Origin of the sequence: Streptomyces durocortorensis (genome assembly GCF_016901035.1) — a bacterium.
GTDB lineage: Bacteria > Actinomycetota > Actinomycetes > Streptomycetales > Streptomycetaceae > Streptomyces > Streptomyces durocortorensis.
Genome location: NZ_JAFEUF010000004.1, coordinates 1 through 14,769 on the forward strand (window position 1 = coordinate 1; position 14,769 = coordinate 14,769).

Here is a 14,769-nt window from a genome sequence, read left to right on the forward strand (position 1 = left end):
CCCCCCCGCCCCGCCGCCCCCGCCCCCCCCCCCGGGGGGGGGGGCGCCCCCCCCCCCCCCCCCCCCCCCCCCCCCCCCCCCCGCCCCCCCCCCGCCCGGCCCCCCCGGGACCACGGGCGGCGACAACCCGCTCATCCGGTTCGCCTCCGGGCTCGTCTGCGGCGAGGGACCGGCGGGGCTGAACGCGGCCGAGGCCCACCGCATCGTCTCCTCCGCGGGCATCGACCCGTCGACGCTCGCGGGGGCCCACGGCCATCTCGCGGCGGGCGGCGGATCCGGAGCGGCCCAGTCCGCCGCTGCGGCGGGAGCGGACGGCGCCTCGGGCATCGCGCAGGTCTGCGCCGCGGTGACCGCGATGCTGCCGAGCCTGCCGATGTTCCTGGCCCACGTCCTCGTCGCGCTCGCCACCGGCTGGCTGCTGCGGCGCGGCGAGATCGCCCTCTTCGCGCTGGCCCGGCTCTCCGCCCACAGCGCCCAGGCGCTGGCGGCCGGGGCCCGGCTGCGGTCGCTGCGGGCGGCGCTCGCCCTCGTCCGCGCGCTGCGGGCCGGGGAGTGGGAGCAGGCCGTGGCCGGGCCGCGCGTGCCGCGTCGCTCCGACGACGTACCGCTGCCGGCCCCGGCGGATCCTCTGCAGCACCTGGTGATCAGGCGCGGGCCTCCGGCCCCGTACGCCCTCGCAGCCTGACGCGACGCCTCCACCGGGCCCGCGGGCCGCTCGCGCACGTCCCTGTGCACGCGACCGTCCGCACGGAACCGCACCCCGAGGTGTCGTGATGCCGCCGCGCATCCGCGCGCCGGACCACCGTGTTCCGTTTCCCTGTGGAGATTCCTGCCATGAAGCTTTCCCGTATCGCCCTCGCCGGCGGCGTCGCCGCTTCCACCGTTCTGCTGATCGCCGGCCCGGCCGCCGCGCACGTCAGCGTCCAGCCGGTGGGCGAGGCCGCCAAGGGCGGATACGCCACGCTCAACTTCAAGGTCCCCAACGAGCGCGACCAGGCCTCGACGGTGAAGCTCGAAGTCAACTTCCCGGCCGACCACCCGCTCTCGTCCGTCACCCCGCAGGCCGTCCCGGGCTGGGACATCAAGATCGACAAGAGCAAGCTCGACAAGCCCCTCGAAGTGCACGGCAAGAAGATCAGCGAGGCCGTCTCCAAGGTGACCTGGACCGCGGACGACAGCGAGATCGCCCCCGGCTACTTCCAGCAGTTCCCGGTCTCCGTCGGCGCGCTCCCCGAGGACGCCGACCAGCTCGTCTTCAAGGCGATCCAGACGTACGACAACAAGGAAGTCGTCCGCTGGATCGAGGAGCCCACCGAGGGCGGCGAGGAGCCCGACAGCCCCGCCCCGGTCCTGAAGCTGGCCGCCGCCTCCGACGACCACCACGGTGGCGGCGCGGCCGACGACGCCAAGGAGGCCGACGACCACAAGGCCGCCGACACCGCCGCGTCGACCAAGGAGACCCACGCCGCCGCGTCCTCCTCCTCCAGCGACACCACCGCCCGCACCCTGGGCATCATCGGCATCGTCATCGGTGTCGCCGGTGTCGCGTTCGGCGTGCTCGCCGGACGCCGCCGCTCGGCCTGACCGGCCGGTTCCCTCACCCGCACCACGTTCAGGACATCTCTTTCATGCGCAACAGAAAAGCAGTGACGGCCGTGGCGTTCGCCGCCGCGGCCGCACTGGCCCTCTCCGCCTGCGGCACCGGTGACGACAAGACGGGCTCCTCGGCGATCGCCGACGTCAGCGCCGCGCCGAAGGACAAGGCCGCCACCGTCCTCGACCAGCCGTTCACCAAGCCGAACCTCGTCCTCACCGACACGAACGGCAAGGAGTACGACCTCCGCGAGGCGACCAAGGGCAAGCCGACGCTCATCTACTTCGGTTACACCAACTGCCCCGACGTCTGCCCGCTCACCATGAGCAACATCTCCCTCGCCAAGCGGGAGCTGCCCAAGGCCGACCAGGACAAGCTCCAGGTCGTCTTCGTCACCACCGACCCCGAGCGCGACACCCCCGCCTCGCTCGGCAAGTGGCTCTCCGCCCAGGACCCCACCTTCACCGGTCTCACCGGCGACTTCCCGACCATCCAGGCCGGGGCGCGGCAGATCGGCATCGGCATCGACGCGCCGAAGAAGGAGAAGGACGGCACCGTCGTCTCGATGCACGGCGCCCAGGTCATCGCCTTCTCGCCGAAGACGGACGAGGGGTACGTGCTCTACGGCGAGGACACCTCCGCCGACGAGTACGCGAAGGACCTCCCCAAGCTGATCAAGGGGGAGACGCCGTGAACCGCCGCCGTACGGCTCTCGCCGGCGTCCTCGCCCTCACCACGGGGCTGACGCTGGCCGGGTGCTCGTCGGACAGCGGGTCGGGCGGTGAGCCGGAGCTCAAGGTCGTCGGCGCCTTCATGCCGCAGCCCGTCAGCGACATGGCCGCCGGTTTCCTCGTCGTACAGAACAGCGGCGGGACCGGGGACCGGCTCACCTCGGTGACCAGTCCGCTCTCCGACGACGTCACCATCCACGAGACGAAGAACCAGAAGATGCGCGAGGTCTCCTCGTTCGAGGTGCCCGCGAACGGCGAGCTCGATCTCGAACGCGGTGGCAACCACATCATGTTCATGAAGCTCAAGCAGAAGCCCAAGCAGGGCGAGAAGGTCTCCGTCGAGCTGCACTTCGAGAAGGCCGACCCGATCACGGTCGACCTGCCGGTGAAGGAAACCACCCACAACCCGAAGAAGCAGTGAGGGACTGAATCCGATGTCTGCCACCGCCCCGTACGCGGGACCGTCCCCGATACGCCGGCCCCTCGCCGCCGCCGCGCTCCTCGCCGCCCTCGTCAGCCTGGTGTTCGGGCTGCTGCTGGCCGGCGCGGGCCCGGCGTCGGCGCACGCCGCCCTCACCGGGAGCGACCCGGCGGACGGGGCGGTGGTGGACACCGCGCCCAAGGAGGTCACCCTCAGCTTCTCCGAGGCGATCGCCGTGGGCGACGACTCCATCCGGGTCCTCGACCCGAGCGGCAAGCGCGCCGACACCCAGGCCGAGCCGAAGGACCTGTCCGAGGGCTCCACCGTCCGCTACGGCGTAGCGCTCCACTCCGGACTGCCGGACGGCACATACACGGTGGCCTGGCAGGCGATCTCCGCCGACAGCCACCCGATCTCCGGCGCTTTCACGTTCTCCATCGGCGCCCCCTCCGACACCACCGTCGCCCTGCCCTCCCAGGAGGTGGGCGGCGGCCCGGTCGGCGTCGTCTACGACATCGCGCGCTACGCGGCGTACGGCGGGTTCGTGCTGCTCGTCGGCGGCAGCGCGTTCGTCCTGATCTGCTGGCAGCGCGGCGCGACCGCCCTGCCGATGCAGCGGCTCGTGGTGCGCGGCTGGCTCACCCTGACCGCGGCGACGCTGGTCATGCTGCTGCTGCGCAACCCGTACACCGGCAGCGGGAAGTTCGCCGACGCCTTCGACCTCGCCGGACTCCAGTCCGTCCTGGACACGAAGCCCGGCGCCGCCCTCGTCTCCCGGCTGCTGCTGCTCGGGGCCGCCGCCCTGTTCATCGCCGTGCTGTTCGGTACGTACGCCCGGCGCGAGGACGAGCGCGAGAAGAAGGACCTCACCTTCGGCCTGGCGGTCGGCGGCGGGGTGGTCGCGGCGGGCATCGCCGCCACCTGGGCGATGTCCGAGCACGCCTCGACCGGCATCCAGGCGAGCATCGCCATGCCGGTGGACGTCCTCCACCTGCTGGCCGTCGCCGCGTGGCTCGGCGGGCTCGCCTCGCTCCTGGTGGCGCTGTACCGGACGCCGGACATCGACAGCGCCGCGGTCCGGCGCTTCTCCGCGGTCGCGTTCAGCAGTGTCGTGGTCCTGGCGGCGACCGGGATCTACCAGTCCTGGCGGCAGGTCGGCTCCTGGTCGGCGCTGACCGGGACGCGCTACGGGCAGCTGCTGATCCTCAAGGTGGCGCTGATCGCCGTCCTGCTCGCGGTCGCCTGGTTCTCCCGGCGCTGGACGGGACGGCTGACGGACCCGGCGGTCGCTTCCGCAGAGGCTCCCGGGGACGCGGCCGAGGAGGAGGCCGCGGAGCCGGAGGCCGTGACGGAAGACGTCGACCCCGAGCGCGCCGCGCAACTGGCCCGTCAGCGGGCCGTCCTGACCGCGACGAAGAAGAAGCGGATACGGGACGCCGACCCGGAGCGCTCCGGGCTGCGCCGCTCGGTCCTGGCCGAGGCCGCCGTCGCCGTCGTCCTGCTGGCCGTCACCACCATGCTGACGTCCACGGAGCCGGGTCGTACGGAGGAGGAGGCGGCGGCGAGCGGCACCCCGTCGGCGAGCGCTCCCGCAGCCGGCGGCCCGGTCAACCTGAAGATGCCGTTCGACACCGGCGGCCAGAACGGCAAGGGCACCGTCCGCATCGACATCGAACCCGGGCGCACCGGCTCCAACGATCTGCATGTGTGGATCGACGGCAGCGACGGCAAGCCGATGGACGTCCCCGAGTTGAAGCTGGCTCTCACCCTGGAGTCGAAGGACATCGGCCCGCTGCCGGTCGTCCCGGACCGGCTGGCCGAGGGGCACTGGTCGGCGAGTGCTGTACAGATTCCGATGGCCGGGGACTGGAAGATCGATGTGACGGTACGGACCTCCGACATCGACCAGGTCACCATCGACAAGAACGCGAAGATCGGCTGAGTGCGATGGGCACGGCCAAGACGAAGATCGGCTGAGCACGTGAGCAAGACCAGGAAGCAGGCCCCGGCCCCGGCCGCCACGGCCGTCGCCCCGGGCGACCGTGACGGGGCCGCCGGTGACCGTGCCGCCCCCTCCGGCGTATCGCGGCGGCGGCTGCTGGGGACCGCCGGTGCGGCGGGTGCCACGGGGCTGGTGCTGGGTGCCGGGGGCGGGGCCGCCGGGTACGCCGCCGCTCGCCCCGAGGAGCCCGCCGCGCTGACGAGCGTCGGGGCGACCGAGGCGATGTTTCACGGGAAACATCAACCGGGGATCACCACTCCGCTCCAGGCCCGGGGCCATCTCGTCGCCTTCGACCTGGCGGCGGGCGCCGGGCGCAAGGAGGCGGCGACGCTGCTGCGGCGCTGGTCGGCGGTGGCGAAGGAGCTGATGGCGGGCCGCCCGGCGGCGGGCGCACCGGACGGCCCCGGGCACGACACCGGGATCGCCCTGGACGCGGGTCCGTCGTCCCTGACCGTCACGTTCGGCTTCGGCCGGACGTTCTTCGCGCGCACCGGGCTGACCGACCGCCTGCCCGCCGCGCTCGACCCGCTGCCCGCGTTCTCCGCCGACGCCCTCGACGCCAAGCGCTCCAACGGCGACCTGTGGGTGCAGATCGGCGCGGACGACGCGCTGGTCGCCTTCCACGCACTGCGGACGCTCCAGAAGGAGGCCGCGGGCACGGCACGGGTGCGGTGGCAGATGAACGGCTTCAACCGCACCCCCGGCGCGACCGCCCGGCCGATGACCGCCCGCAACCTGATGGGCCAGATCGACGGAACCGGCAACCCGAAACCGTCCGAGGAGGACTTCGACCGGCGCGTCTTCGTCCCCGCCTCCCCCGGGAAGCCGCAGGAGTGGATGGAGGGCGGTTCGTACGCCGTCGTCCGCCGGATCCGGATGCTCCTGGACGACTGGGAGAAGCTTCCGGTGGAGCGCCAGGAGCGGGTCATCGGGCGGCGCAAGGCGGACGGGGCGCCCCTGAGCGGGGGGACCGAGACCACGGAGATGGACCTCGACAAGGCGGGCCCGGACGGCCGGCTCGTGATCCCCGACAACGCCCACGCCCGGATCTCCTCACCTGAGGAGAACGGCGGGGCCGCCATGCTGCGGCGCCCGTTCTCGTACCACGACGGCATCTCGGAGGACGGCACTCCGGACGCCGGGCTCCTGTTCATCTGCTGGCAGGCGGACCCGTTCCGGGGCTTCGTGCCGGTGCAGCGCAAGCTGGACCGGGGCGACGCGCTGTCGCCGTTCCTGAGGCACGAGGCGAGCGGGGTGTTCGCGGTCCCGGGCGGGGCGGCGGAGGACGCGTACGTGGGACAGCGGCTCCTGGAGTCGTAGGAGCCCTGTGGCCGTAGAAGCCCTGGAGGCTGAGGAGCCCTGGGCCGTAAGAGTCCCGGAGCCGTAGGAGCCCTGGAGGCGTCGTCACGCGTACGGTCCGGGGAGGGCGTTCGACCGCATCCTGAGACAGCGCGGCGGGCCTCGCGGGGCGCATTAGGGTGACCGTATGTCAGCCACGCGCTACGCCTATCTCGGCCCCGAAGGCACCTTCACCGAGGTCGCCCTCCGTACGCTCCCGGAGGCCGCCACCCGGGAACTCGTCCCGATGCTGTCCGTGCCGGCCGCCCTGGACGCCGTACGCAACGGGGAGGCGGCGGCGGCGCTCGTACCGATCGAGAACTCCGTCGAGGGCGGCATCACCGCAACGCTGGACGAGCTGGCCGGCGGGGAACCGCTGATGATCTACCGCGAGGTGCTGCTCTCCATCACCTTCGCGCTGCTGGTGCGGCCCGGAACCAAGCTGTCGGACATCAAGACGGTCACCGCACACCCGGCCGCCCAGCCGCAGGTGCGCAAGTGGATGGCGGAGCACCTCCCGGGAGCCCTGTGGGAGTCGGCGGCGTCCAACGCGGACGGGGCCCGGCTGGTCCAGGAGGGGCGGTACGACGCCGCGTTCGCCGGGGAGTTCGCGGCCGCCACCTACGGCCTGGAGCCGCTGGTGACGGAGATCCACGACGCGGCGAACGCCCAGACCCGCTTCGTCCTGGTGGGCCGGCCCGCCCGGCCCTCCGCACCGACCGGCGCCGACAAGACCTCCGTGGTGATCTGGCTGGCCGACGACCATCCCGGCGCCCTGCTGGAGCTGCTCCAGGAGTTCGCGGTGCGCGGCGTCAACCTGATGCTCATCCAGTCCCGCCCGACCGGTGAGGGGATCGGCAACTACTGCTTCGCCGTGGACGCGGAGGGGCACATCGCGGACCGGCGGGTCGGGGAGGCCCTGATGGGGCTGAAGCGGATCAGCCCGAAGGTGCGGTTCCTCGGTTCGTACCCGCGGGCGGGCGTCTCACCGGACGAGGTGCGACCGCTGCGCCCGGGCACGTCGGACACCGCGTTCACCGAAGCGTCCGACTGGCTGGCGCGCAGCCAGGACGGCCGGATCTGACGAAGCCTTCGGGGAGCCGGGCTCCGGGACGGCCTTCTTGCGCGCTCCGCAGCGGTGCGATCTACAGATAGTCACGCACTCCGGAGAGTTATCCACAGGGAGGGCTCTCGGCCTGGGGACAAGTCGACACTCTCATGCGACATCGTCGACAAATCAACCCAGCGACCCCGAAGCCGTCCACAGGGACTCGATGCACTACGAGGCGGAACGAGCCTCCCGTGTCACCCGAATTACCTTGATCGACTCATTGGGGCGGCGAATTCCCACCCGAACGAGCACGCGGAACGGGTTTGAGCGAGGGCTCCGCAGCACTTCGTCCAGGTTCCGGAACAAGACCTTCCGGCATCCACAGAACTTCCACACAGCCTGTGGATAACTATTCCGGCGTCGGGATTCCTGTGGACAACAGCGACCGGCACACCCTCCAACTCCCCTCCCGCCCAAGGCGGGTGCGTCAAGACGGACCGCACCTTCTGCCCTGTTCAGGGGAGTTAACCACCGTTATTGACGACCCTTCCCTCACTCCGGCGCCGCCACCGCCCGCGATCCCCCCAGAAATATCAATTCCGGCAATTCGGCCATAGTGACACGCTCGGCAATATCGGTTCGAGTGCGAGAACCGCGCACCGGTAGCCTTGAGGGGTGATTGACCTTCGCCTGCTCCGTGAGGACCCCGACCGTGTTCGCGCCTCCCAGCGCGCCCGTGGAGAGGACGTCGACCTCGTCGACGCCCTGCTCTCCGCCGACGAGCTGCGCAGGTCGTCCGGCGTCCGCTTCGACGAACTCCGCAACGAACAGAAGTCGCTCGGCAAGCTGATCCCCAAGGCCACCCCCGAGGAGCGCACCGAGCTCCTCAAGAAGGCCGAGCAGCTCAAGGCCGACGTCAAGGCGGCCGACGCCGCCCAGGACGAGGCCGACGCCGACGCCAAGCGGCTGCTGCTCCAGCTCGGCAACATCGTCCACGAGGACGTGCCGGTCGGCGGCGAGGAGGACTTCGTCGTCCTGGAGACGCACGGCACCATCCGCGACTTCGGCGCCGAGGGCTTCGAGCCCAAGGACCACCTGGAGCTCGGCGAGGCGCTCGGCGCCATCGACATGGAGCGCGGGGCCAAGGTCTCCGGCTCGCGGTTCTACTACCTCACGGGCGTCGGCGCGCTCCTGGAGCTCGCCCTCGTCAACGCGGCGATCGCGCAGGCCACCGAGGCCGGCTTCGTCCCGATGCTGACCCCCGCGCTGGTCCGCCCGCGCGCCATGGAGGGCACCGGCTTCCTCGGCCAGGCCTCGGAGAACGTGTACCACCTGGAGAAGGACGACTACTACCTGGTCGGCACCTCCGAGGTCCCGCTCGCCGCGTACCACATGGACGAGATCATCGACGCCAACAAGCTGCCCCTGCGGTACGCCGGGTTCTCCCCGTGCTTCCGCCGCGAGGCCGGCACGTACGGCAAGGACACCCGCGGCATCTTCCGCGTCCACCAGTTCGACAAGGTCGAGATGTTCTCGTACGTCGACCCGGCGGACGCCGAGGCCGAGCACCGCAGGCTCCTGGAGTGGGAGAAGCAGTGGCTCACCGGCCTCGAACTGCCCTTCCAGGTGATCGACGTCGCCACCGGTGACCTCGGCGCCTCGGCCTCGCGGAAGTTCGACTGCGAGGCGTGGATCCCGACCCAGGGCAAGTACCGCGAGCTGACCTCCGCGTCGAACTGCGACGGCTTCCAGGCCCGCCGCCTCTCCGTCCGGATGCGCGACGGCAAGAAGGTCCAGCCGCTGGCCACGCTGAACGGCACGCTCTGCGCCGTACCGCGCACGATCGTGGCGATCCTGGAGAACCACCAGCTCCCCGACGGCTCGGTCCGTGTTCCCGAGGTGCTCCGTCCGTACCTGGGCGGGCGCGAGGTCCTGGAACCGGTCGCCAAGTGACCTTCCCCTACAAGCTCGTCGCGACCGACCTCGACGGCACGCTGCTGCGCGAGGACGACACGGTCTCCGAGCGCACCCGCGAGGCGCTGGCCGCCGCCACGGCGGCCGGTGCCGCGCACATCATCGTCACCGGACGCGCGGTCCCCTGGACCCGGCACATCCTGGACGACCTCGGTTACGAGGGGCTCGCCGTCTGCGGCCAGGGCGCGCAGGTCTACCACGCGGGCGAGCACAAGCTGCTGACCTCGCTGACCCTGGACCGCCAGCTCGCCGGTCTCGCCCTGTCCAAGATCGAGGCGGAGGTCGGCCCGCTGCACCTGGCGGCCAGCCGCGACGGTCTTGAGGGCGAGGTGCTGGTCGGCCCCGGCTACCAGGTCCAGGAGGGGCCCCTTCCGTATCTCTTCGTGGACGATGCCACCGAGATGTGGACGGCCCCCCTCAACAAGGTCTACATACAGCACCCGGAGCTGGACGACGACGCGCTGGCCTTCGCCGCGCGGGCGGCCGCCGGCAGCCTGGTCGACGTGGTCATGGCCGGGGCCGGTGTGGTCGAGATCCTGCCGCTGGGCCTGAGCAAGGCGACCGGCCTCTCGCTGGCCGCCCGCCGGCTCGGCGTGAAGGCGGCCGACACGATCGCCTTCGGCGACATGCCGAACGACATCCCGATGTTCGGGTGGGCCCAGCACGGCGTGGCCATGGCCAACGCCCACGACGATCTGAAGGCCGTCGCCCACGAGATCACCGCGTCCAACGAGGACGACGGCATCGCGGTGGTGCTGGAGGAACTGCTCCGCTCGGCGCCCGTACAGCCCGCGCGGTAGGACGAGCCCGTGCGGTAGAACGCCCCACCCGCACCCCGGAAAGCGCGACAGCGGCCCGGCACCGTTTCCCACGGTGCCGGGCCGCTTCACTCAGCGCTGCCCGCGCTGCCCGTTACGGCGGCGCAGATCCTTCAGCTGCCCGGCGAAGGCGTCCATCCGCCCGTCGAGCCGCCCGACGTCCTGCTGCACATCCGTCAGCCGCAGACTCATCGCGCCGACCACCTGATGCGTCATCTCCACCTTCCGGTCCAGACTGTCGAGCCGCTCGGACATCCGCACCAGCACCGGCCCGAGTTCCTGCAGCGCGCTGCCCACTCCGGTGAGGCAGCTCTCGATGCGCGTGACGCGGTGATCGAGGGAGGCGTACTGCGTGCGGAGCGACTCCTCGGCGTCGAGGAGGTACGTACGCACGCAGCGGGCGATGTCGCTGTCGCGAAGAAGCATCGCGATGTTGAGGACGGTGCGGCGAGTGTAGAGCCGCAGTTGCGTGGCTGCCTGTGGATAACTTTCCACCCCCTCACCGGCCCATAGCGACACCATGTCGCTGTGGAAGGACCGCAGCTCAGCGCCGCGCAGCACGCGCAGGCCGTTCTCGGTGAGCTCCTTCTGATGCCGGTCGGTCAGCCTCCTGACCGCCCCTGTGGATACTTCGAAGTAGCGAGCCACGTCCTCTGTGCGAACGTGAATTCCGTCCGGGAGCATGACAAGGCTCTTCACCTTATCGAGGACATCGACGCGCCCCATCTGCTCCCCGCGCAGCGCGCGCGATTCGAGCAGGGCGACTTCCGTGGGCATGGGCGTGCCTTTCGTACGAGGGAATGACGAGGACGGCCCATACCCCGGGCTTCAGGGGTGGAGGACGCTCACGGTTGCCACTCACTCGATGACCGGTCCGGTGGGCTGAGCCTCACCCGGTGCCGGCATTCCCCGATTTCACGATCGCTACGACGCCACGGATTCCAGTTGCCTCCACGCACCCTGCCCAACGACCCGATAAACGTACGGTTACGCGTACGCCTGTCCGGTCATACGACGACCCCCGCCCGTGCCAGAACAAGGGCGGGGGTCGTCAGGACGCAGCAGGCGGCTCAGACCGGAAGCCTCACTCCTCGCCCGCCAGCTTCAGCGTGCGCAGCTTCTGGCCCGCGTACCAGGTGGCGGCGGCCGTGACCGCGACCAGCAGGACCGTGGCGAGCGGCAGGCCCACCTCCGAGGTCACCACGCCGTTGCCCGAGACCTTCTCGGCCACCGCCAGGGACCACTGCTGGACGCTGAGGGTGCGCGCACCGGCCACCAGGCTGCCGAAGAGGGCCTCCCAGACCAGGGCGTACACCAGGCCCAGGACCACCGCGTGCCGGCTGACCGTGCCGAGCAGCAGGAACAGGGCGCTGTACGCGATCGAGGCGACCAGCGCCGCGATCGTGTAGGCAACGGCGATCTGCTGGCCGTTGCCGTTGAGGATCAGGCCCGCGAGCAGCGTCGGCAGGGCGGAGAACACCATGGTCACCGCGATGGCCACGATCAGCTTGGTGAAGATGATCGTGGGCCGCTTCACCGGCTTGGCGAGCAGGTAGACGATCGAGCCGTCGTCGATCTCGGGGCCGATCGCCCCGGTGCCGGCGATCACGCCGATCAGCGGCACCATCGTGGCGATGGCGAAGCCACCGAGGACGTCCGAGGCCACCTGGTCATCGGCCCCGGCGAACATGCGCACGGCCGCGGCGATGAGCAGCAGCAGCGCGGGCAGGACGAACAGGATGGCGGCCCGGCGCCGGCCGAGCAGGGCCCGGTAGGTGAGCCGGGCGACTGTGGGGTCGTACATGACGGTGCACAGCTCCTTTCAGGCCACTACTCAGGCCGCTACGAGATAGGAAAAGACCGATTCGAGGGACTCGTCGGACGGCGAGACGGTCAGCAGCCGGATGCCCTGCTCCCGGGCGACCCGCGGCAGCAGTTCGGTGAACCGCCCGAAGTCGACGGCCTGGATGCGCAGCGCCTTCTCGGTCAGGTCGACCTCGATGCCCGCCGTGGACGGGTCGGCGATGAGCGCGGCCGCCAGCGCCCGGTCGTCGCTGGAGCGCACCAGATAGCGGTGCGGACGGTCCTTCATCAGCCGGCGGATCTTGCGGAAGTCGCCGGAGGCGGCGTGCCGGCCCGCCACGATCACCTCGATGTGCGAGGCCAACTGCTCGACCTCTTCGAGGATGTGGGAGGAGAACAGGACCGTGCGCCCCTCGGCCCCCATCCGCCGCAGCAGCTCCATCAGCTGCATGCGCTGACGCGGGTCCATTCCGTTGAACGGTTCGTCCAGGAGCAGCACCGAGGGCTCGTGGACCAGCGCGGAGGCCATCTTCACGCGCTGGCGCATGCCCTTGCTGTACGTGGCGATCTTGCGGTCCTGCGCGTACTCCATCTGCACCGTGGCGAGTGCCCTCTGCGCCTCGGCCCCTCCCAAACCATGGAGTTCGGCGTTGGCGACGACAAACTCCTTGCCGGTGAGGAAGTCGTACATCCCCTCCCGCTCCGGGACGATGCCGATCTCCTTGTAGACGGCCTCGTTGCGCCAGATCGGCCGGCCGTCCAGCGTGACCTTCCCCGTCGAGGGGGCGAGGAATCCGCCCATCATGTTGATGAGGGTGGACTTTCCGGCGCCGTTCGGGCCGAGCAGTCCGGTGACGCCGGGCCCCACGGTCATGGAGACGTCGTTGACGGCGACCACGTTGCCGAACCAGCGCGAGGTGTGGTCGATCTCGATGGTGGTCACAGCCCGACCCTCCGGTAGCGGCGCATCAGGACGGCGTACGAGCCGGCGACGAGCGCGAGAACAACGATCAGGTAGACCACGCCGGCGCCCGCACCCGGGCCTTCCCCGCCGGGGAAGGCGGAGGTCGCGCCGAGGAACGCGGTCTGGACGCCGTCGATCAGGGTGATCGGCGAGAAGAGGCCGAGCCACTGCACGGCCCCCTCCGAGCCGGTCTCCCAGGCGATGGCCTGGATCGTGGAGACGGCGCCGTAGGTGATGGTCAGCAGGGCGATCACCGCGGCGACGCCGAAGCCGCGCCGCGGGGTCAGGGCGGCCATCACGAGGCCGAGCCCGGCGAACAGGACGGACAGCAGCGCCACCGACACCAGTCCCTGGCCGAACCACTTGGTCTGATCGGCGAAGTCGAACTTCGCGAGCAGAGAGCCCACATAGAGGACGAGCAGCGGCGCACCGGTGAGGATGAAGAGCGCCGAGGCGGTGGCGGCCAGCTTCGCGGCCACGTAGTCGGCGCGTTCGATCGGCCGCGAGAAGTACAGGGGGACGCTCTTGAAACGGAGGTCCCTGGATACCGCCTGCGGTGCCTGGGCGGCGATGAAGAGGCCGATGACGGCCTGGAGGTAGATCGCGTACGAGGTGTACTCGATCACCAGCTTGCTGGCGTCCGGCGCGGACATGGAGACCGCCACCAGGATCGCCGCGACCAGGGTCATCACGCCGAACAGCAGCATGGGCAGCACCTTGGACTTGGCGGAACGGCCCAGTCCGAAGGAGCCCCGCAGGGTCTGCGAGAACAGGGAGCGGCGGGCGTAGGCCCGGCCGAGCCGCGGGCCGTCGTAGGAGCGGTAGCCGATGTTGTGGATCCGGGAGGCGTCGCGCCCGGTCGCGGTGCCGGTCTCAGTGCTCATCGCGACCGCTTCCCTTCTGCTGGACGACCTGCTGCGCGGACTGCGGTACGGACTGCGGTACGACGCCGGCGGCCGGGACGGCGGCGGCGTGCGCCCCGCCCTGTTCGGTACGGAAGACCTCGGCGATCTGGTGGCGGCGCTGTTCCATGCGGACCAGGCCGAGCCCGAGCCCGGCGACGCTGTCGCGGACCAGGTCGTACGTCTCCTCGCCCGTCGCCTCGATGAGCAGGATGTGGCCCGCGCCCGGCAGCCCCTCCGTGTCGATACCGTCGTGGCCGATGAGGGTGACCCCGGCCTCGGTGAGGGCCTTGCGCAGCGCGCCGGTGCCGTCGGGGTGGGTGTCGCTGTCGGTCACCTCGACCGCGAGGGTCGCGGTGGTCTGGGTGAAGTCGCTGGTGGAGCTGGAGCGCAGGAGGGTGCCGCCGTCGATGACGACGACGTGGTCGCAGGTGCGTTCCAGCTCGCCCAGGAGGTGCGAGGTCACCAGCACGGAGATGCCGAAGTCGGTGTGGATCCGCCGGATCAGACCGAGCATCTCGTCCCGGCCGACCGGGTCGAGGCCGTTGGTCGGCTCGTCGAGCAGGACCAGCTGGGGGTCGTGGACGAGAGCCTGGGCCAGCTTCACCCGCTGCTTCATGCCGGTCGAGTAGCCGCCGATGGGGCGGTAGCGCTCCTCGTAGAGGCCGACGTGGCGCAGGGTGTCGGCCGTGCGCTCGCGGGCCGCCGTGGGCGGCAGCCCCGACATGCGGGCCATGTGCACGACGAACTCGGTCGCCGAGACGTCGGGCGGCAGGCAGTCGTGCTCGGGCATGTACCCCACCCGTTCCCGGATGGCGGCGCCGCTGGTCGCGACGTCGAGCCCGAGCACCGCGGCCCGGCCTTCGGTGGCGGGGGAGAGACCCAGCAGGATCTTGATCAGTGTGGACTTGCCGGCTCCGTTGGAACCCACCAGACCGGTCACACCCGGTCCGATGTCCAACGTGAGCCGGTCAAGCGCGGTCACCCGGGGGAACCGCATGCTCAGGGCTTCGGTAGCGATTACGGCTGTCACGAACACGACGTTAGTGGCGCGGGCCACAGGGGTCGTCAGCCCTGACGGCTGGATCCGCGTCAGACTCCAGGCGTACGCGCCCGTAGGGGGATGCGCCGTGGATCCACCGCGGAGCCGGAGTTTTCCACAGGCCGTGCA

The 14,769-nt window shown here is 70.9% G+C and carries 14 protein-coding genes; 9 read left to right on the forward strand and 5 right to left on the reverse strand.

Annotated features, from left to right (window positions below):
- The 9 genes from JS521_RS01590 to JS521_RS01630 form a co-directional block, all read left to right on the forward strand.
- Nucleotides 1–685: hypothetical protein (locus JS521_RS01590; protein WP_239486641.1), on the forward strand; the 685-nt coding region annotated here is incomplete at its 5' end.
- 149 nt (nt 686–834) lie between these two features.
- Complete coding sequence (locus JS521_RS01595) at nt 835–1,584, forward strand: YcnI family copper-binding membrane protein (protein ID WP_205080904.1); 750 nt, start codon at nt 835–837, stop codon at nt 1,582–1,584.
- 44 nt (nt 1,585–1,628) lie between these two features.
- Nucleotides 1,629–2,288: an SCO family protein gene (locus JS521_RS01600; protein ID WP_097887684.1), complete on the forward strand. Its 660-nt coding sequence runs from the start codon at nt 1,629–1,631 to the stop codon at nt 2,286–2,288.
- Complete coding sequence (locus JS521_RS01605; protein WP_097887685.1) at nt 2,285–2,746, forward strand: copper chaperone PCu(A)C; 462 nt, start codon at nt 2,285–2,287, stop codon at nt 2,744–2,746. Before JS521_RS01600 ends, JS521_RS01605 begins: the two co-directional genes overlap by 4 nt.
- A gap of 13 nt (nt 2,747–2,759) precedes the next feature.
- Complete coding sequence (locus JS521_RS01610) at nt 2,760–4,688, forward strand: copper resistance CopC/CopD family protein (protein ID WP_205080905.1); 1,929 nt, start codon at nt 2,760–2,762, stop codon at nt 4,686–4,688.
- Nucleotides 4,689–4,727: 39 nt separating this feature from the next.
- Complete coding sequence (gene efeB, locus JS521_RS01615) at nt 4,728–6,068, forward strand: iron uptake transporter deferrochelatase/peroxidase subunit (RefSeq protein ID WP_205080906.1); 1,341 nt, start codon at nt 4,728–4,730, stop codon at nt 6,066–6,068.
- Nucleotides 6,069–6,234: 166 nt separating this feature from the next.
- The gene (gene pheA, locus JS521_RS01620) at nt 6,235–7,170 is read left to right on the forward strand and encodes a prephenate dehydratase (RefSeq protein WP_205080907.1); all 936 of its coding nucleotides are present in this window, start codon (nt 6,235–6,237) and stop codon (nt 7,168–7,170) included.
- A 642-nt stretch (nt 7,171–7,812) separates the two neighbouring features.
- Entirely contained in the window at nt 7,813–9,090 is a 1,278-nt protein-coding gene (serS, locus tag JS521_RS01625) for a serine--tRNA ligase (protein ID WP_205080908.1), read from the forward strand.
- Nucleotides 9,087–9,911: an HAD family hydrolase gene (locus tag JS521_RS01630; RefSeq protein ID WP_205080909.1), complete on the forward strand. Its 825-nt coding sequence runs from the start codon at nt 9,087–9,089 to the stop codon at nt 9,909–9,911. Before serS ends, JS521_RS01630 begins: the two co-directional genes overlap by 4 nt.
- A gap of 90 nt (nt 9,912–10,001) precedes the next feature.
- On the opposite strand, the gene JS521_RS01635 is transcribed toward JS521_RS01630, so the two are convergent.
- The 5 genes from JS521_RS01635 to JS521_RS01655 form a co-directional block, all read right to left on the reverse strand.
- A complete protein-coding gene (locus tag JS521_RS01635) occupies nt 10,002–10,706 on the reverse strand; it encodes a hypothetical protein (RefSeq protein WP_205080910.1) in 705 nt (234 codons plus the stop codon).
- Between the two features lie 307 nt (nt 10,707–11,013).
- Entirely contained in the window at nt 11,014–11,733 is a 720-nt protein-coding gene (locus JS521_RS01640; protein WP_205080911.1) for an ABC transporter permease subunit, read from the reverse strand.
- A gap of 30 nt (nt 11,734–11,763) precedes the next feature.
- A complete protein-coding gene (locus tag JS521_RS01645; protein ID WP_205080912.1) occupies nt 11,764–12,675 on the reverse strand; it encodes an ABC transporter ATP-binding protein in 912 nt (303 codons plus the stop codon).
- Nucleotides 12,672–13,580, reverse strand: coding sequence for an ABC transporter permease (locus JS521_RS01650; protein ID WP_205080913.1), 909 nt, complete (start codon nt 13,578–13,580; stop codon nt 12,672–12,674). The genes JS521_RS01645 and JS521_RS01650 overlap by 4 nt, the downstream gene beginning before the upstream one ends.
- The gene (locus JS521_RS01655; protein WP_205080963.1) at nt 13,570–14,598 is read right to left on the reverse strand and encodes an ABC transporter ATP-binding protein; all 1,029 of its coding nucleotides are present in this window, start codon (nt 14,596–14,598) and stop codon (nt 13,570–13,572) included. Before JS521_RS01655 ends, JS521_RS01650 begins: the two co-directional genes overlap by 11 nt.
- Between the last annotated feature and the right edge of the window lie 171 nt (nt 14,599–14,769).